Consider the following 16,061-nt stretch of genomic DNA (forward strand, 5'->3'; position numbering starts at 1 on the left):
TCTGCCATTTCCCCATTGCTCGAAGGTTCACAATTGCGCGGTCCGCTCTATGTAGCGTGGACCATGAAAACAATTCCCGATTCCGGCCAATCCCCCGGGCACCACTCAGGCGACCCGGAAACGCTGGCCCTCAGCGCGCTTGGCTGGGTGCTGACCGACGAGGATCGCTCGGCCCGCCTGCTTGCGCTGACCGGGCTCGATTCGGAGACCTTGCGTGACCACCTGACCGAGCAGACTACTCTCGCGGCGGTGCTCGAATTCCTTATCAACCACGAACCTGACCTGCTGCTCGCCGCCGATGCCCTCGGTCGCACCCCGCAGGAACTCGTCGAAGCCCACCGGAGACTTGCCGCATGATCCGCCCCTCAGGCCGCCCGCTCGTGATCTCCGATTGCGATGAGGTGCTGCTCTACATGGTCTCCCCTTTCCGTGACTGGCTGGCCGAAAGCGAAGGGGTGACCTTCCGCATGGAAGGCAACAACTTCGCCAACGCCATGCGCTGGAGCGAGAGCGGGGAACCGGTGGGAGAGCGCGATATCTGGCGCCTGCTGGGCGGGTTCTTCGATACCCAGATGCACCGCCAGACGCCGATCGACGGGGCCGTGGCCGGGATCAATGCACTGGCCGAACACGCCGATGTGGTGATCCTGACCAACCTGACCGACGAACGCCAGCAGCATCGCACGGCGCAGCTGGCCGAACATGGCATCCATGCGCGGGTCTTCACCAACCAGGGGCCCAAGGGCCCCGCGCTCAAGGCAATTGTGGAGGAATACGCGCCCTCACGCGCGCTGTTCATCGACGACCTGCCGCAGCACCATCATTCTGTGGCCGAGATCGTGCCGCACGTGCGCCGCCTGCACCTGTGCGGGGAGCCGATGCTCGCGCCGCTGATTGATTGCGCCCACACGCAAGGCCATGCCCATGCACGGATCGACTGCTGGCACACGGCGCTGCCCTGGGCACTGGGCCAGCTTCATGACGAAAAGGAAAAGGAACCCGCATGACCGCCTCCACCTCTGTCGCCGGCCGTCTCGCCGAACTCGGCATTACCTTGCCTGCCGCCGCCGCCCCGATCGCCAGCTATGTGCCGGTCGTGGTGCATGGCGGGATTGCGACGATTTCCGGCCAGCTCCCCTTTGTCGACGGGCAGCTGATGACGGGCAGGCTGGGCGAGGACGTTTCGCTGGAGCAGGGCACGGCGGCAGCGCGGGCCTGCGGGCTGATGATCCTGGCGCAGCTGGAAGCGGCAGGCCTGCTCGAGCGGGTCGAGCGGGTCGTCAAGCTCGGCGCATTCATCAGCTCGACCGCCGATTTTACCGATCAGCCGGTAGTCGCCAACGGCGCATCCGATCTGATGTCGGAGGTGTTCGGCGAGGCGGGCAAGCACGCCCGCAGCGCGGTCGGGGTGCCGGTTCTTCCCCGGGGTGCGGCGGTGGAAGTGGATGCAGTTGTTGCCATTCGGGCTGATTGACCGCTGGCGGGCGCCGGCGCCGGTGCCGGGCAAGGTCGCCTGGCTGGGGGAATGGGATTATGCCCATCGCGGGCTCCACGGCCCGGGTGTGCCCGAAAACTCGCCGACCGCCTTTGCGCTGGCGTTGCAGGCGGGCGTGGGCATCGAGTGCGACATCCAGCGCAGCGCTGACAACCGCGCAATCGTGTTCCATGACTGGGAGCTCGATCGCCTCACTGGCGAGACGGGCCCGGTTGACGGGCGCAAGGCAGCGGACCTCGCCCGCCTGGCCCTGACCGGCACGAACGACCGGATGCCGACCCTGGCGCAGGTGCTGGAGCAAGTCGGCGGGACGGTGCCGATCCTGATCGAGATCAAGTCGAAGCGTGATCGCCGGGTCGGCCCTGTCTGCATCGCCGTACGCCGGGAACTGGACGGGTATACCGGCCCGCATGCTGTCATGAGTTTCGACCCGCGGGTTGCCCGCTGGTTTGCCAGTCATTCGCCGCGCACCCTGCGGGGTCTGGTGGTGAGCGAGGAGAGCAAGAAGCACTGGCGCGGGGTGTGGGAGCGCCACTCTGCGCTATGGCACGCCCGGCCGCAGTTCCTGGCCTATGACGTGCGCGACCTGCCAAGCCGGTTTGCCGCCAGCCAGCGTGCCCGCGGCCTGCCGGTACTGACCTGGACCGTCCGCTCGCCCGAGCAGCGCAAGGTGGCCGCGCTCCATGCCGATGCTCCGATTGCCGAGAACGAAGGATTCGCATGACGGCTGGCGAACTGACCGTGCGGGTGGCTGGCTCGGTCGGCGAATTGCCTGCCGGGGAATGGGACGCGCTGGGCGGCCAGGAAAACCCCTTCCTGAGCCACGCTTTCCTGAGCGCGCTGGAAGATTCGGGCAGTGTCGGCCCCGGCACCGGCTGGCAACCGGCCCCGATCGTGCTGGAGGATGACACCGGGCGGCTGGTCGGTGCTCTGCCCAGCTACGCCAAGGGGCACAGTCAGGGCGAATATGTGTTCGACCACAGCTGGGCTGATGCCTGGCACCGGGCCGGCGGTCACTACTACCCCAAGCTGCAGATTGCGGTTCCCTTCACCCCCGCCACCGGCCCGCGCCTGCTGCTGTCGGACGAGCGGTTCGCCGCGCCACTGCTGGCGGCGGCAGAGCGGGTCTGCGCGGGCAACGGGTTTTCCTCGGCCCATGCCACCTTCGTCGATCCGGCGCAGCTTGCCCTGTTCGAGCAGGCGGGCTGGCTGCCCCGGAGCGACATCCAGTTTCACTGGGCCAACCGCGGCTACGGTTCGTTCGACGATTTCCTTGCTTCGCTGTCCGCCCGCAAGCGCAAGGCGATCCGCAAGGAACGCGAAGGGGCAGTGCAAGGTCTGGAGATTCGCCGGTTGACCGGGGCCGATATCCGGCCCGAACACTGGGATGCCTTCTGGATTTTCTACCAGGATACCGGCGCGCGCAAATGGGGCACGCCTTATCTGACCCGGGCCGCGTTCGACCTGATCGGTGAAAGGCTGGCGGACCGGATCATCCTGGTCCTGGCGTTCGACGGGGCGGAGCCGATTGCCGGCGCGCTCAACTTCATTGGCGCTGATGCCCTCTACGGGCGCTACTGGGGCGCGACCCGCGAGGTGCGCTTCCTTCATTTCGAACTGTGCTATTATCAGGCGATCGAGGCAGCGATCGGGCTGGGGCTCGATCGGGTCGAGGCGGGCGCACAGGGCGGACACAAGCTGGCGCGCGGCTACGAACCGGTTACCACCTGGTCAGCCCACTGGATCGCCGATCCCGGCTTTCGCGCGGCAGTGGCGGAGTTTCTGGAACGCGAACGCAGCGGCATCGCGCAGGATCAGGCCTGGCTCGGTGAGCGGACGCCCTTTCGCAAAGCCTGATCAGGCGGCGCGGCGGTTGCCCCGGGACAGCCATTCGCGGGCCCGGCGCTGAGCCTCGGCAATTTCGCGGGCGGTCATTTCGTCAGATACCTCGGCCCGGCAGCAGGGCGCTTCCTCGTGGCCGCCGAGCGCTGCCAGGTTGAACCATTTGTGCGCCTCGACCAGATCGCACGGCGCGCCGTGGCTGCCGGTGGAGAAGGCGACCCCGAGATCGAAATAGGCAGCAGCGTCGCCCTGCGCCGCTGCGGCAAGGCACGAGGCCACCAGCATGTCGGCGGCGGTGGTATCGGCAGGCTGCGCGGCGCCGCCCGTGATTGGTGTCAGGTCCATTTGTCAGGCCCCCCTGTATCGCGCCAGCCCTGTTGCCGCCGCTGACACAGTGTTCACCCGCTTATGGTCAACAAACAGTTAACGCCGTGGCCATATTGTCTGAGCGAAGAGGCGATACTCATCCGGCTAAAGCGCCTTGTGCCGGTACGGGTGTCCCCCTATAGGCGCGCCAACGGGCGACCGGGTGCCACCGGAAACATTCGGGGTAGCAGGGCTTCGCGAGCCTGAGCACTGATGTTTGACCGAGAGGACCAATATGCCGAGTGCCGCCCCCAGGGACTTGGATGTTCTTGAAAAAGCAAAGAAAGCCCTCGAACCCGGCTATGTTCCCGGGGACGACGAGGACTACATGAACTCCCGCCAGCTCGACTATTTCAGGGTTCTGCTGCTCGAATGGAAGAAATCCATTCGCGAGGCGGCGGACATTACTCTCCAGTCGTTGCAGGACGGGCCGATCCGCGAACCTGACCTCAACGACCGGGCCTCGAGCGAGACGGACTGGGGAATCGAGCTGCGCACCCGTGACCGGCAGCGCAAGCTGATCTCCAAGATCGACGCGGCCCTGCGCCGGATCGACGCCGGTGAATACGGCTACTGCGAGGTCACCGGTGAGGCGATCGGAATCAGGCGTCTGATTGCCCGCCCGGTCGCAACCATGACGGTCGAGGCGCAGGAAGCACACGAGCGGCGCGAGAAGATTTCGCGGGACGACTGACGGGCGATTGGGGCACCGTCACCCCGCCCGCAAGAGGCAGGCTTAAACCTTCGTTAGCCCTTGTTGTGATAGCCCGCTGTCACGCACCCCAACCGGTGCGACCAGTGTTGCAACAGGGGAACCTTGCTTTCATGTCTGCGGTCGACACTCGCAATATTTCGCGCGACAGCCTTTTCCTGATGGCAACGCTGCGCGCGGAAGGCAGCGATCAGGATCACAAGGTGAAGGTGCGCAATCTCTCTTCCGGCGGAATGATGGCCGAAAGCGAACTGCGCCTGACGCGCGGTGCGCGGGTAAGCATCGAACTGCGCAACATCGGCTGGGTTTCCGGGGCCGTTGCCTGGGTTCAGGACAGCCGGTGCGGAATCGCCTTCGACGAGGAAATCGAACCCAAGCTTGCCCGGGCGAGTGTGAACACCTCGGGCGACCTGTCATCTCCCCGGTTTGTGCGTCCGGCCTCGATCCATCCCACGACTGCCGCCGACCTGGCCCGGTTGCGCAAGATCTGAGCTGCTGCCAATTGCGCCGCTGACGCGGCCCGCCGCACCTGCTAGGTGGGGGCGATGAGCCGCGTTCTTGCCTGCATTCTTCCCCTCCTGGCGCTCACACTGGTCAGCTGCGGAAGCGCGGACGATGCGACAGTTTCGGTGGCCGTAATCGGTGAGGAAGACCCGCTCACCGGCGAGGGGCTGCGCCTGTCAGTGGCGGGCCAGCTGGTCCGCTCGGCCACCCGCGAAGGACTGGTCACGCTCGATGCCTCGGGCGAAGTCGTTCCCGCCATTGCCGAGCGCTGGATCGTGACCGACGACGGCCTGAGCTATATCTTCCGCATCCGCAATTCCGACTGGCCCGACGGCACGCCGATCACTGCGCCCGCCGTGCGGGACCGCATGCGCCAGAACCTGGCCGCGCTCCGGGGAACCTCGCTCGGGCTGGACCTTGCTCCGATTGCAGAAATCCGGGCAATGACCGGTCGGGTGGTCGAGATCCGCCTGACCGGGCCAATGCCGGGGTTGCTGCAGTTACTGGCGCAACCGGAACTGGGGCTGGAACGGGGCGATACAGGGGCCGGGCCGATGCTGGCCGAACCCGCCGAAGCCGGGGTCTCGCTGGCGGCGGTGCCGCCATCCAGCCGCGGTTTTCCCCAGCCGGAGGAATGGCAGGAGTTCTACCGCACCGTGCTGGTGCAGGTCGCACCGGCCGAACAGGCAGTTGCCGCCTTCGACGGGGGCGATGTCAACCTGGTGCTGGGCGGGACAATCGTCGATCTGCCCTATGCCGACACAGGGGGCCTGTCCCGCGGCACGATCCGGCTGGATGCGGCGCTGGGCGTGCTCGGGCTTGATGTCATGCGTGACGAGGGGTTCCTTGCCGAAACGGCCAATCGCGAAGCGGTGGCGATGGCGATCGACCGGGACCAGCTGATGCAGCCGTTCAACATCGGCGGCTGGATTGCCACCACCCGGATCGTTGCCCCGGGCCTGCCTGATGATGACGGCACGGTGCCTGAACGCTGGATCGATCTCGAGATCGAGGACCGCCAGGCACGGGCACGGGCGCGGGTCGAGGCCTGGGAGAGGGCGAGCGGAGAAGACCTGACCCTGCGGATCTATCTACCCCAAGGGCCCGGCGCCGACATGCTGTTTACCCAGATTGCCCGCAGCCTGGCCGAAGCGGGCATAAGTTCGCAACGGGCCGACAATCCCGGTGCGGCAGACCTTGTCCTGAAAGACCGGCTGGCCCGTTTTGCCGGTTCACGCTGGTTTCTCAACCAGTTCCATTGCCGGATCACCGAAGGCCCCTGTTCCCCCGGAGCAGACGCACTGGTGCGGCAGTCACTGACCGTGGCGAGCCGGACGGAGCAGGCTTCCCTGCTGGCCGAGGCCGAGCGGCTGATGCTGGCGGAAAACCTGTTCATCCCGCTTGGCGCACCGATCCGCTGGTCGCTGGTGCGGGGCGGGCTCGACGGTTTCAACGAGAACCGGTGGAGCGTGCATCCCTTGTTCGACCTGGCTGAGCGACCCATTTAAGGCTCTATGCCCGGCATTGGGCTGAAGGAGGCTTGATGGCAGACCCCTCGCGCGTACAGACCATGGGTTTCGACATGCCGACGGGCACTGATCCGGTCTCCGTCCGCCGCCGGCTGGAGGCGATGGAATACCTGCTCGAACGCAGCTTCGTCGTACCCGGCACCGGCTACCGGGTCGGGCTCGATTCGCTGGTAGGGCTGGTGCCGGTGCTGGGCGACATCGTGACGACGGCGATGGGGGCCTACATTGTGTGGGAGGCGAGGAACCTCGGGCTACCGAAGTGGAAGCTGTGGCGCATGGCGGGCAATGTCGGGTTCGACGCCCTGCTCGGTGCGGTGCCGGTGGTCGGCGACGCGGCGGACTTCCTGTTCCGATCCAACACCCGCAACCTGAAAATCGTGAAAAAACATCTCGACAAGCACCATCCGCACACGCGCATAATCGAGCAGTAGTTTCATCGGCAACGGCTTCGCGCTAGGGCTGGTCCATGGCGCAAGACGTAACCTATTCATCCTATCTCGATCTGGACCGGATCCTCTCGGCCCAGCACCCGGCTTCGGGCGCGCATGACGAGATGCTGTTCATTGTCGTCCATCAGGCAAGCGAGCTGTGGCTCAAGCTCTGCCTGCACGAACTTGTCGCCGCGCGTGAGTGCATTGTCGCCGATACGCTGCGCCCGGCCTTCAAGATGCTTGCCCGGGTCGCCCGCGCACAAGGGCAGCTGATCCAGAGCTGGGACGTGCTCAGCACCATGACCCCGCATGATTATTCCACCATCCGCCCGCATCTGGGGGGATCGAGCGGGTTCCAGAGCGCCCAGTACCGGATGATGGAATTCGTCCTCGGCGGGCGCAAGCCGGACATGGTCCGTCTGCATGATGCCACGCCCGAAGTTGCCGCCATGCTGCGGGCCGAACTGGGCCGCCGGAGCATCTATGCCGAAGCCGTCCACCTGCTCGCCCGGCGCGGCTTTGCCATTTCGGACGAAGTGCTGGCGCGCGATGTAGGCGCAGCGTGGGCGCACAGCCCGGACGTGGAAGCCGCGTGGGCGGAAATCTACCGTGATCCGCAGGCGCACTGGGACCTGTACGAACTGGCCGAAAAGCTGGTCGACCTCGAATACCATTTCCAGCGCTGGCGCTTCGGCCACCTCAAAACCGTGGAGCGGATCATCGGCTTCAAGAAGGGCACCGGCGGGACACCGGGGGTTCCTTACCTCGCGGGCGTGCTGAAGCAGGCCTTCTTCCCTGAATTGCTGAGCGTGAGGACCGCGCTGTGACTATGCTCGAGCGCGCGCGCGAACTGGATGCCGCCGATCCGCTGGCGCGATATCGTGAGCGGTTCGACCTGCCCGATGGGGTGATCTATCTTGACGGCAACTCGCTCGGTGCTCTGCCGAAGGCGACGCCGGAGCGGCTGGAGCAGGTCGTGCGCGGCGAGTGGGGGACGGACCTGATCCGTTCGTGGAACAGCGCTGGCTGGATCGACCTGCCGCAAAGGCTTGGGGCGAAGATCGCGCCGCTGGTTGGCGCCGAGGGGCACGAGGTCATCGCCTGCGATTCGACCAGCGTGAACCTGTTCAAGCTGATCGCGGCGGCGTTGGCGATGCGCCCCGGGCGCAAGGTGATCCTGAGCGAGCCGGGCAACTTCCCCACCGACCTCTACATGATCGCCGGGCTGGAGGCGCAGGGGCTGGCAACCCGAAGGCTGGCCGAGCGCGAGCGGCTGATCGAGGCACTCGACGACGATGTCGCGCTGCTGCTGCTGACCCACGTCCATTACAAGACCGGCGCTCTCCACGACATGACGGCGCTGACCGAGGCGGCCCAGCGCGCTGGTGCGCTGGTGCTGTGGGACCTGTCGCATTCAGGCGGGGCGCTGCCGGTCGATCTTAATGGCTGCGGGGCGGATTTCGCTGTCGGGTGCGGCTACAAGTACTTCAACGGCGGCCCCGGCGCACCGGCCTATGCCTTCGTTGCCGAGCGGCACCATGCCGCGCTGGAACAGCCACTGACCGGGTGGATGGGCCACGCTGCCCCGTTTGCCTTTACTGACGATTATGCCCCCGCATCGGGCGTGGCGCGCCTGCTGTGCGGCACCCCGCCGATCCTCAGCCTTGCGGCGCTGGAGGTGGGGGTCGATCTGGTGGCGGAAATCGGGGTCGGGCGCCTCTACGCCAAATCGCAGGCGCTGAGCGGGTATCTGCTGGAGTGTCTGGCGGAGGCGGGGGTCATAACCCCTCTCCCCTTGCGGGAGAGGGGTTGGGAAGAGGGGTTGGGTTTGGTCAGCCCCGCCGACCCCACGCACCGCGGCAGCCAGCTCTCGTTCCGCCACCCTGAGGCCTACGCGATCTGCCAGGCCCTGATTGCGCGCGGCGTGATCGGAGACTTCCGCGCGCCCGACGTGCTGCGGCTGGGCTTCGCTCCGGCTTACCTGAGGTTCGAGGACATGGCTTTGGCGGCGCACCAGCTCGCAGATGTTCTGGCAACGCGCGCCTGGGCCTGCGAAGAATTCAGCATTCGAAGCGCCGTCACCTGATGCATCCATCCCGCCAAGCGGGAAAAGCTGAAACAAAAAACGCTCTTTCCCGTTCGGTTCTAAGTCGATGAGCCAGGCGGAGGAGCAGCTATGGACCAGTCAGACAATCACATGGCAATGGGCTGGGGCCGCTTTGCTGCGATGATCGTCACCTCGACCGTGATCATGTTCGTGCTGATGTACCAACTGGTCTATTCGGGCGAGCACGCCCTCTTCAGTGTAAACCGTCTGCTGGCCTCACTTATCATGGGTGGAGTCATGACTGCGGTCATGCTGGCATTCATGTGGAAGATGTACCAGCCCAAAGGGGCCAAGATCGCGGTCCTGTCGGGCGGGTTGCTTGTTGCTGGCGTCCTGCTCGTGCTGAACCGCTCGCAGACCCTGATTGACGATACCCGTTTCATGGAATCGATGATTCCGCATCACTCGATCGCCATCAACAATGCGCGCAAGGCAGAAATCAGCGATCCGAGGGTGCGCGAGCTCGCTGACGAGATCATTCGCAGCCAGGTACGCGAAATTGCCGAGATGAAGCTGCTGCTGGATGAAATCGATCAGAACGGCGAACAGGGAAATGCGCCGTTGCCAGCCGTCCCGGCCGAAGTGACCCCGGACATGGTGCCGCAGATCAGGGCGGCGAAGGACTAGTCCGCCCGCCGCGGCAGGCGCCTTACGCCTCCAGCTCGATATCCCAATAGAGCCAGTCCCGCCATGTCTCGTGCAGGTGGTTCGGAGGGAACAGGCGGCCCTGTTGCTGCAGCTGCCAGTGGGTCGGGCGGATCGGCTGGGAGGCAAGGTGCATCCCCGCCTGCTTCGGCGTGCGCCCGCCTTTCTTCATGTTGCAGGGAGCGCAGGCGGTGGCGATGTTCTCCCACGTCGTCCGCCCGCCGAGCCGGCGCGGGATCACGTGATCGAAGGTCAGGTGGTGCGTGTCGCCGCAGTACTGGCAGGCGAACCGGTCGCGCAGGAACAGGTTGAAGCGGGTGAAGGCGGGAAACTCGCTTGGGCGGACGTATTGCTTCAGGGCAATCACGCTCGGGATCTTCATGTCGAGCGAGGGGGAATGGACGTGCCGGTCGTAGGTCTCGATCACGTCGACCCGGTCAAGGAAGATCGCCTTGATCGCGGTCTGCCACGGCCACAGGCTGAGCGGGTAATAGGACAGCGGAGTGTAGTCGGCATTGAGAACGAGCGAGGGGCACGCCGCGAGGTTACGCGTCGGATCCTCCAGCGGACTTCGGACCTTGGCGGTCCGTTCGATCAGATCGGCCTTGAACACAAGCGCGTCTCCCTGATTGATGTCGAAGATGCATTTGCGCATGAAGGCGTCAAGTCTGTTACAGACAGGCTATCCACAGGGATGTCCTCACGCGCGCCATGCCAACCACTGCAAACGTCACCCGTTTCGCCCCCAGCCCGAACGGGCCGCTGCACCTCGGCCACGCGTTCTCGGCGGTCATGGCGCACGATCTGGCGCGGGCGAATGGCGGGCGATTCCTGCTGCGCATCGAGGATATTGACGGGCCGCGCAGCCGGCCCGAACTGGCGGACGAGTTCCGCCGCGATCTGGCATGGCTCGGGCTGGAATGGGAAGAAGTGCCTGCGCAATCCACCCGGCTTGGCAGCTATCGCAATGCAGCCGCGCGGCTTGAGGCCATGGGCCTGCTCTATCCATGTACGTGCACCCGCAAGGACATCGAGCAAGCGGGGGCAACGCCAGGCCCGGAGGGTCTGGTCTATCCCGGCACCTGCAAGGGCAGGCCGGTCGATCCGGCGCAACCGGCGGCGCTGCGGCTCGACATTGTCCGGGCGCTGGCCCTGACCGGGCCGCTCACATGGGAAGACGCGCTCACCGGTGTCCAGCAGGCCGATCCGCTGGCGCTGGGCGATGTCGTGCTGGTGCGCAAGGACCTGCCCGCCAGCTATCACCTTGCCGCGACGCTGGACGATGCGGCAGACGGCGTCACCCTGGTCACCCGGGGAGCGGACCTGTTCGCGGCCACGCACATCCACCGGCTGCTTCAGGCCCTGCTCGATTTGCCCGTGCCGCGCTGGCATCACCATCCCCTGCTGGTGGACGAAACGGGCCGCAAGCTGGCCAAGCGGCGGGGTTCGGGTGGATCCGGATTCGGGCTGGCCGAACGCCGCCTGCGGGGCGAGGACGGACCGGCCCTGGCGGCTTCGTTGAGGCAGCACAACTTTCCCGCTGGAATTTCGCTGGCGAGTACCTAGTTAGGCGGCATGAACACTGTCCTCGTCATCGTGCTCGTGGCCCTCATGGCCCTGGTCCTCGTCTCGCTGGTGCGGGGCATCGTGGCTTTCATGAAAAGTACCAAGATTGATCTCGAAACCGGGCAGGGCGAAACCGCCACCGACATGCAGCTGCTGCAGAACAAGATGATGTTCGCGCGGATCAAGTATCAGGCGCTGGCGATCGTGGTGGTTGCCATCATCCTCGCCGCCTCGCGCTAAGTCGCGCTGCATGGTCAAGCTCAACCGCATCTACACCCGCACCGGGGACCAGGGCACCACTGGCCTGGTCGATGGCTCGCGCACGGCCAAGCATTCGCTGCGGATCGCCGCGATTGGTGAGGTGGACGAAGCCAACAGCGCCATCGGGGTGGCCGCCGCCGTGATCGCGCAGGACAGCCTCACCGCCGCCCTCCAGCGCATCCAGAACGATATGTTCGACCTTGGCGCCGATCTGGCGACCCCCCTCGGCGCGCTGGGGGGAGTGGATTTCACCCCGTCCGACATGGTGCTGCGGGTCGTGCCGCAACAGGTCGAGTGGCTCGAGCAGCAGATCGACGATCTCAACGAAAGGCTGGAGCCGCTGACCAGCTTCATCCTGCCCGGCGGCAGCGTGGCGGCCGGGCATACCCATCTCGCCCGCGCCATCGCCCGGCGTGCGGAACGGGCCGTCACCGCGCTGGCTGAAGCCGAGCCGGTCAATCCCGTGGCTGCCGCCTATATCAACCGCCTGTCCGATTACCTGTTTGTCCTGGCCCGGGTCCTCAACGATGACGGGCGCAGCGATGTCAAATGGGTGCCAGGGGCGAGCCGCTAGAAACCGCTCCGCTCTAGCCATGCAGCCCGACCCTCGCTAACAGGCGCGCTTTGCTGCAAATGCGAAGGGATGGTGCAATGCAGAAAGTCGCCGTGATCGGGGCCGGGCAGATGGGCTCCGGCATTGCCCAGACTGTCGCCCAGCACGGGATTCCGGTCCTCCTGGCAGATGTCGACCTTGCCGTGGCCGAAAAGGCGCGGGCGGGGATCGACAAGGCGCTCGGCAAGCTGGTCGGCCGGGGCAAGATCGCAATCGAGGATGCGGAGGCCGCGCTGGCCCGCATTACCCCGATCGGCAGCTACGAGCCGATGGCGGACGCCGACCTGATCATCGAGGCAGCGACCGAGCGCGAAACGGTCAAGCAGTCGATCTTCGAGGCCGCCGGCAAGGTCCTGTCACAGGGCGCTATCATGGCCAGCAACACCAGCTCGATCCCGATTACCCGGATGGCCAATTTCTCGCCCGATGCGGCGCGCTTCATCGGGCTGCACTTCTTCAATCCGGTACCGGTCATGGGCCTGATCGAGGTCATTCCGGGCCTCGCCACCGCGCAGGAAACCACGGACCGGGTGGTGGCGTTTGCCGAAGGGCTGGGCAAGGAAGTGGTGCTGAGCCAGGACGAGCCCGGCTTCGTGGTCAATCGCATCCTCCTGCCGATGATCAACGAGGCGATCTTCGTGCTCGGCCAGTCGACTGCCAATATCGAGGATATCGACAAGGGCTGCCGCCTCGGCCTCAACCACCCGATGGGCCCGCTCCAGCTGGCCGATTTCGTGGGGCTCGACACCTGTTTCGAGATCATCAAGGTGCTCTACGACACCACCGGTGACAGCAAGTATCGCCCCGCGCCGCTGCTGGTGAAATATGTCGAGGCTGGCTGGCTTGGCCGCAAGACCGGGCGCGGGTTCTACGACTACTCGAACGAAGTTCCGGTCCCCACCCGCTAGGGTATTGGGCCGGACTATTCGATGGGGGAAGGCTCGGCCGGAACCGGGTCGAGCATCGGCGCGGGATCGAACCCTTCGCCCGGATCGGGCTCCGGCTCCAGCCCGGTGCCCTGATCGACCAGGTCGTCGTCTTCCGCAAAGCCGGAATCGTCCAGTTCGATCACGGTGTGGCTGCGGGTCGGTTTGGCGAGATCGGCAGCCTGTTGTTCGAATTCGGCCTTCTGGCCGTTGAGCTGGGCAGTGGCCTCATCGATCATGCCGCCGCCCTCCTCGGTTCCGACCAGGCTGGCGGCACTGGCGGCCGACAGGGCAACGAAGCCCAGGGCGATCCAGCGGTTGCGGAACAGGTGGCGATACATGGCCCGCAACCCTAACCGTGGCGTAGTTAAGGATCGGTAGCGGCCGTGCGTTTGAAACGGTAGAGCAGGTCGAGCGCCTCGCGCGGGCTCAGGGCGTCAACATCGAGCGCCTGAAGTTCCTCGCGCACGGCGTCGCGCTGCGGCTCGGGCTGGGCGCTGGCGGCGGCAAACAGGGGCAGGTCGCCAAGGCCTGCGGCGAGACCCCCGGTTTCGGCCCGGCCTTTCTCCAGCTTGTCGAGCACGGCCTTGGCCCGGGCCACCACCGGTGCCGGGACGCCTGCGAGCCGCGCCACGGCCAGCCCGTAGCTGCGATCGGCAGGGCCATCGGCCAGCTCGTGCAGGAGCACCAGATCGCCCTTCCATTCGCGCGCCCGGACATGGTGGAGCGACAGCGCATCGCAGGTCTCGGCGAGCCGCGCGAGTTCGTGGTAGTGGGTGGCGAACAGGCAGCGGCACCGGTTGGTCTCATGCACCGCCTCGGCCACCGCCCAGGCCAGTGCCAGCCCGTCGTAGGTCGAAGTGCCGCGCCCGACCTCGTCGAGGATGACGAAGCTGCGTTCGGTCGCCTGTGACAGGATGGCGGCGGTTTCGACCATTTCGACCATGAAGGTCGATCGTCCGCGCGCCAGGTTGTCGGAGGCACCGACCCGGCTGAAGAGCCGATCGACCAGGCCGATTTTGGCGGACCGGGCGGGCACGAAGCACCCGGCCTGGGCCAGGAGCACGATCAACGCATTCTGGCGCAGGAAAGTCGACTTGCCGCCCATGTTCGGCCCGCCGATCAGCCACAGGCGGTTATCCGGGCCGAGCGTGCAATCGTTGGCAACGAACCGCTCGCCCGCCTTGGCCAGCGCCGTTTCCACCACCGGATGACGCCCGCCAGTGATCGCGAGGCAGGGTTGCTCGACGATGTCCGGTCGGCACCAGTCACCCTCGGCCGCGCGTTCGGCCTGCCCTGACGCAACGTCGAGCCGGGCGAGCGCCTCGGCCGTGTGGGCGATGGCCTCGCGGCTCGTCACCACTGCACTGCAGAGCTCCTCGAAGTGGGCCTCTTCAGCTGCCAGAGCATGGCCGCCCGCTTCGGCGATGCGGCTGGCCTCCTCGTGCAACTGGAGCGAATTGAATCGCACTGCGCTGGCCATGGTCTGGCGGTGGGTAAAGCCGCTGTCCGCTGCCATCAGACCGTCCGCGTGACGGCTGGGGACCTCGATGAAGTAACCCAGCACGCCGTTGTGGCGGATCTTGAGTGCGGCAATGCCGGTCTCGGCCCGGTAGCGCGCTTCGAGCGCGGCGATGGCGCGGCGGGCATTGCCCGAAACCTGGCGCAGTTCGTCCAGCGCAGCATCGTAGCCGCCCGCGATGTAGCCGCCCTGCTGGCGTTCGGTTGGCGGCGTGGGGACGAGGGCCCGCTCGAGCCAGTCCACCAGCGCGCCATGCCCGCCGAGCGCGGGCAGCAGTCCCGTGAGCAGTTCTGGCCGGTCCGCCTGCCCTGCCAGGGCATCGCGGATGCGCCGCGCCTGGCCGAGACCATCGCGCACCTGGCCCAGGTCGCGCGGCGAGCCTCGCCCGGCGACCACCCGCCCCAGAGCGCGGCCGATGTCGGGCAGGGCGCGCATGACAGTGCGCAGGTCAGCCCGCAGGATCGGGTCGCCATGGAAGAACGCCACCAGCGCCAGCCGCGCCTCGACCGCGCTGCGGTCAGTCAGCGGGGCGGAGAGGTCCTGCGCCAGTTGCCGTGCGCCTGCCGCCGTCACGCAGCGGTCGACTGCGCCGAGCAGGCTGCCGGCCCGCCCGCCATGCTGGCTGTCGACGATCTCCAGGCTGGTCCGGGTCGCTTCGTCCATTGCCAGCAGACTGTCCCCGCCTCGCGCAACCGGTGGCAGCAGCAGCGGCAGCGTGCCCCGTCCGACATGGTCGAGGTAAGCGATCAGTCCTCCGGCCGCCGCCAGCATGGCGCGGGTGAAGCTGCCGAAGCCGTCCAGCGTCGCCACCCCGTGGACCCGCCTGAGCGCGCCTTCTCCTTCCTCGCTGGCGAAATTGCTACGGGGTCGGCCAATCGCCCCGTCAGGGGCATTGTCCCACCCTTCCGGGCAGACCACCTCGGACGGCGCGAGGCGGGCGAGGGCCGCACCTGCGCCATCGGGCGGGCACTCTTCCAGTTCCATCCGGCCGGTCGAGACGTCAATCGAGGCAATCCCGACCGCCCCGCGCATTTCGCACAGGCCCGCCAGCACATTCGCGCGGCGCGGTTCGAGCAGGGTTTCTTCGGTCAGGGTGCCAGCAGTCACGAACCGCACGATGTCACGACGGACCAGTGCCTTCGACCCGCCGCGCCGTTTCGCCTCTTCGGGTGTTTCGACCTGCTCCGCGATTGCCACCCGGCACCCGGCGCGGATCAGGCGGGCGAGATAGCCTTCCGCCGCATGGACCGGCACCCCGCACATCGGCACCGCTTCACCCCCGTGCTCGCCGCGGCTGGTCAGGGCAATGTCGAGGATCCCTGCGGCCTGGCGTGCATCGTCGAAGAAGAGTTCGAAGAAATCACCCATGCGGTAGAACAGCAGGCAGTCGCCCGCCTCACGCTTGAGCGCGTGATACTGCTCCATCATCGGGGTTGGCCTGGCGGACATCTGGCCACCGACCTAGGCGCTGGCGTGGCGATTCGGGAAGGGTCGCCTGTCGCCTTTCCCCTATCGCCGTGCAGACCGGTCCGCTAAGCGAAG

The 16,061-nt window shown here is 66.4% G+C and carries 20 protein-coding genes; 16 read left to right on the plus strand and 4 right to left on the minus strand.

Annotation, left to right across the window (positions count from 1 at the left end):
• The first annotated feature begins 63 nt into the window (after window positions 1-63).
• The 5 genes from U4960_RS03175 to U4960_RS03195 are packed head-to-tail and all read left to right on the plus strand — an operon-like array spanning window position 64 to window position 3,352.
• Window positions 64-357: a DUF3572 domain-containing protein gene (locus U4960_RS03175; protein WP_324262165.1), complete on the plus strand. Its 294-nt coding sequence runs from the start codon at window positions 64-66 to the stop codon at window positions 355-357.
• Window positions 354-1,007: an HAD family hydrolase gene (locus U4960_RS03180; protein WP_324262166.1), complete on the plus strand. Its 654-nt coding sequence runs from the start codon at window positions 354-356 to the stop codon at window positions 1,005-1,007. Before U4960_RS03175 ends, U4960_RS03180 begins: the two co-directional genes overlap by 4 nt.
• A complete protein-coding gene (locus tag U4960_RS03185; protein ID WP_324262167.1) occupies window positions 1,004-1,474 on the plus strand; it encodes a RidA family protein in 471 nt (156 codons plus the stop codon). Before U4960_RS03180 ends, U4960_RS03185 begins: the two co-directional genes overlap by 4 nt.
• The gene (locus tag U4960_RS03190; protein WP_324262168.1) at window positions 1,446-2,219 is read left to right on the plus strand and encodes a glycerophosphodiester phosphodiesterase family protein; all 774 of its coding nucleotides are present in this window, start codon (window positions 1,446-1,448) and stop codon (window positions 2,217-2,219) included. The genes U4960_RS03185 and U4960_RS03190 overlap by 29 nt, the downstream gene beginning before the upstream one ends.
• Window positions 2,216-3,352: a GNAT family N-acetyltransferase gene (locus U4960_RS03195; protein ID WP_324262169.1), complete on the plus strand. Its 1,137-nt coding sequence runs from the start codon at window positions 2,216-2,218 to the stop codon at window positions 3,350-3,352. The genes U4960_RS03190 and U4960_RS03195 overlap by 4 nt, the downstream gene beginning before the upstream one ends.
• Here U4960_RS03195 and U4960_RS03200 read toward each other — a convergent pair whose 3' ends face one another.
• Window positions 3,353-3,682, minus strand: coding sequence for a hypothetical protein (locus U4960_RS03200; RefSeq protein WP_324262170.1), 330 nt, complete (start codon window positions 3,680-3,682; stop codon window positions 3,353-3,355). It abuts the gene before it with no gap.
• A 256-nt stretch (window positions 3,683-3,938) separates the two neighbouring features.
• On the opposite strand from U4960_RS03200, the gene dksA reads away from it, so the two are divergent.
• The 7 genes from dksA (at window position 3,939) to U4960_RS03235 (ending at window position 9,613) form a co-directional block, all read left to right on the plus strand.
• Entirely contained in the window at window positions 3,939-4,397 is a 459-nt protein-coding gene (gene dksA / locus U4960_RS03205) for an RNA polymerase-binding protein DksA (RefSeq protein WP_324262171.1), read from the plus strand.
• A gap of 131 nt (window positions 4,398-4,528) precedes the next feature.
• On the plus strand, window positions 4,529-4,906 hold the full coding sequence (locus U4960_RS03210) for a PilZ domain-containing protein (RefSeq protein WP_324262172.1): 378 nt from the start codon (window positions 4,529-4,531) through the stop codon (window positions 4,904-4,906).
• A 54-nt stretch (window positions 4,907-4,960) separates the two neighbouring features.
• Entirely contained in the window at window positions 4,961-6,427 is a 1,467-nt protein-coding gene (locus U4960_RS03215) for an ABC transporter substrate-binding protein (protein WP_324262173.1), read from the plus strand.
• Window positions 6,428-6,462: 35 nt separating this feature from the next.
• A complete protein-coding gene (locus U4960_RS03220) occupies window positions 6,463-6,879 on the plus strand; it encodes a DUF4112 domain-containing protein (RefSeq protein WP_324262174.1) in 417 nt (138 codons plus the stop codon).
• Window positions 6,880-6,914: 35 nt separating this feature from the next.
• Window positions 6,915-7,706 (plus strand): tryptophan 2,3-dioxygenase, encoded by a 792-nt coding sequence (locus U4960_RS03225; RefSeq protein ID WP_324262175.1) that lies wholly within the window; start codon window positions 6,915-6,917, stop codon window positions 7,704-7,706.
• A 2-nt stretch (window positions 7,707-7,708) separates the two neighbouring features.
• Window positions 7,709-8,965 (plus strand): kynureninase, encoded by a 1,257-nt coding sequence (kynU, locus tag U4960_RS03230; protein ID WP_324263164.1) that lies wholly within the window; start codon window positions 7,709-7,711, stop codon window positions 8,963-8,965.
• Between the two features lie 90 nt (window positions 8,966-9,055).
• Window positions 9,056-9,613: a DUF305 domain-containing protein gene (locus U4960_RS03235; protein WP_324262176.1), complete on the plus strand. Its 558-nt coding sequence runs from the start codon at window positions 9,056-9,058 to the stop codon at window positions 9,611-9,613.
• A gap of 22 nt (window positions 9,614-9,635) precedes the next feature.
• Here U4960_RS03235 and U4960_RS03240 read toward each other — a convergent pair whose 3' ends face one another.
• A complete protein-coding gene (locus U4960_RS03240) occupies window positions 9,636-10,244 on the minus strand; it encodes an HNH endonuclease (RefSeq protein ID WP_324263165.1) in 609 nt (202 codons plus the stop codon).
• Window positions 10,245-10,342: 98 nt separating this feature from the next.
• Between U4960_RS03240 and gluQRS the strand changes: the two genes are divergently transcribed.
• The 4 genes from gluQRS to U4960_RS03260 all read left to right on the plus strand — a co-directional run bounded on the left by gluQRS (window position 10,343) and on the right by U4960_RS03260 (window position 12,979).
• The gene (gene gluQRS, locus U4960_RS03245) at window positions 10,343-11,197 is read left to right on the plus strand and encodes a tRNA glutamyl-Q(34) synthetase GluQRS (protein ID WP_324262177.1); all 855 of its coding nucleotides are present in this window, start codon (window positions 10,343-10,345) and stop codon (window positions 11,195-11,197) included.
• A 9-nt stretch (window positions 11,198-11,206) separates the two neighbouring features.
• Window positions 11,207-11,437 (plus strand): hypothetical protein, encoded by a 231-nt coding sequence (locus U4960_RS03250; RefSeq protein ID WP_324262178.1) that lies wholly within the window; start codon window positions 11,207-11,209, stop codon window positions 11,435-11,437.
• 10 nt (window positions 11,438-11,447) lie between these two features.
• Window positions 11,448-12,032, plus strand: a complete 585-nt coding sequence (locus U4960_RS03255) for a cob(I)yrinic acid a,c-diamide adenosyltransferase (protein ID WP_324262179.1) — start codon at window positions 11,448-11,450, stop codon at window positions 12,030-12,032.
• 77 nt (window positions 12,033-12,109) lie between these two features.
• A complete protein-coding gene (locus U4960_RS03260) occupies window positions 12,110-12,979 on the plus strand; it encodes a 3-hydroxyacyl-CoA dehydrogenase NAD-binding domain-containing protein (RefSeq protein WP_324262180.1) in 870 nt (289 codons plus the stop codon).
• Between the two features lie 14 nt (window positions 12,980-12,993).
• Here U4960_RS03260 and U4960_RS03265 read toward each other — a convergent pair whose 3' ends face one another.
• The gene (locus U4960_RS03265) at window positions 12,994-13,338 is read right to left on the minus strand and encodes a hypothetical protein (protein WP_324262181.1); all 345 of its coding nucleotides are present in this window, start codon (window positions 13,336-13,338) and stop codon (window positions 12,994-12,996) included.
• A gap of 26 nt (window positions 13,339-13,364) precedes the next feature.
• Window positions 13,365-15,968, minus strand: a complete 2,604-nt coding sequence (gene mutS / locus U4960_RS03270; RefSeq protein WP_324262182.1) for a DNA mismatch repair protein MutS — start codon at window positions 15,966-15,968, stop codon at window positions 13,365-13,367.
• Window positions 15,969-16,061 lie beyond the last annotated feature (93 nt).

The organism is Altererythrobacter sp. H2, from assembly GCF_035319885.1.
Lineage (GTDB): Bacteria > Pseudomonadota > Alphaproteobacteria > Sphingomonadales > Sphingomonadaceae > 34-65-8.

What these genes read in the sequence shown, in the direction of transcription:
- U4960_RS03195 (WP_324262169.1), top strand. Translation starts at nt 2,216, where the DNA reads ATGACGGCTGGCGAACTGACCGTGCGGGTGGCTGGCTCGGTCGGCGAA.
- U4960_RS03260 (WP_324262180.1), top strand. Translation starts at nt 12,110, where the DNA reads ATGCAGAAAGTCGCCGTGATCGGGGCCGGGCAGATGGGCTCCGGCATT.
- U4960_RS03185 (WP_324262167.1), top strand. Translation starts at nt 1,004, where the DNA reads ATGACCGCCTCCACCTCTGTCGCCGGCCGTCTCGCCGAACTCGGCATT.
- U4960_RS03180 (WP_324262166.1), top strand. Translation starts at nt 354, where the DNA reads ATGATCCGCCCCTCAGGCCGCCCGCTCGTGATCTCCGATTGCGATGAG.
- U4960_RS03225 (WP_324262175.1), top strand. Translation starts at nt 6,915, where the DNA reads ATGGCGCAAGACGTAACCTATTCATCCTATCTCGATCTGGACCGGATC.
- U4960_RS03200 (WP_324262170.1), bottom strand. Translation starts at nt 3,682, where the DNA reads ATGGACCTGACACCAATCACGGGCGGCGCCGCGCAGCCTGCCGATACC.
- U4960_RS03220 (WP_324262174.1), top strand. Translation starts at nt 6,463, where the DNA reads ATGGCAGACCCCTCGCGCGTACAGACCATGGGTTTCGACATGCCGACG.
- mutS (WP_324262182.1), bottom strand. Translation starts at nt 15,968, where the DNA reads ATGTCCGCCAGGCCAACCCCGATGATGGAGCAGTATCACGCGCTCAAG.
- U4960_RS03265 (WP_324262181.1), bottom strand. Translation starts at nt 13,338, where the DNA reads ATGTATCGCCACCTGTTCCGCAACCGCTGGATCGCCCTGGGCTTCGTT.
- U4960_RS03190 (WP_324262168.1), top strand. Translation starts at nt 1,446, where the DNA reads ATGCAGTTGTTGCCATTCGGGCTGATTGACCGCTGGCGGGCGCCGGCG.
- U4960_RS03235 (WP_324262176.1), top strand. Translation starts at nt 9,056, where the DNA reads ATGGACCAGTCAGACAATCACATGGCAATGGGCTGGGGCCGCTTTGCT.
- U4960_RS03255 (WP_324262179.1), top strand. Translation starts at nt 11,448, where the DNA reads ATGGTCAAGCTCAACCGCATCTACACCCGCACCGGGGACCAGGGCACC.
- U4960_RS03210 (WP_324262172.1), top strand. Translation starts at nt 4,529, where the DNA reads ATGTCTGCGGTCGACACTCGCAATATTTCGCGCGACAGCCTTTTCCTG.
- dksA (WP_324262171.1), top strand. Translation starts at nt 3,939, where the DNA reads ATGCCGAGTGCCGCCCCCAGGGACTTGGATGTTCTTGAAAAAGCAAAG.
- kynU (WP_324263164.1), top strand. Translation starts at nt 7,709, where the DNA reads ATGCTCGAGCGCGCGCGCGAACTGGATGCCGCCGATCCGCTGGCGCGA.
- U4960_RS03215 (WP_324262173.1), top strand. Translation starts at nt 4,961, where the DNA reads ATGAGCCGCGTTCTTGCCTGCATTCTTCCCCTCCTGGCGCTCACACTG.
- U4960_RS03250 (WP_324262178.1), top strand. Translation starts at nt 11,207, where the DNA reads ATGAACACTGTCCTCGTCATCGTGCTCGTGGCCCTCATGGCCCTGGTC.
- U4960_RS03175 (WP_324262165.1), top strand. Translation starts at nt 64, where the DNA reads ATGAAAACAATTCCCGATTCCGGCCAATCCCCCGGGCACCACTCAGGC.
- gluQRS (WP_324262177.1), top strand. Translation starts at nt 10,343, where the DNA reads ATGCCAACCACTGCAAACGTCACCCGTTTCGCCCCCAGCCCGAACGGG.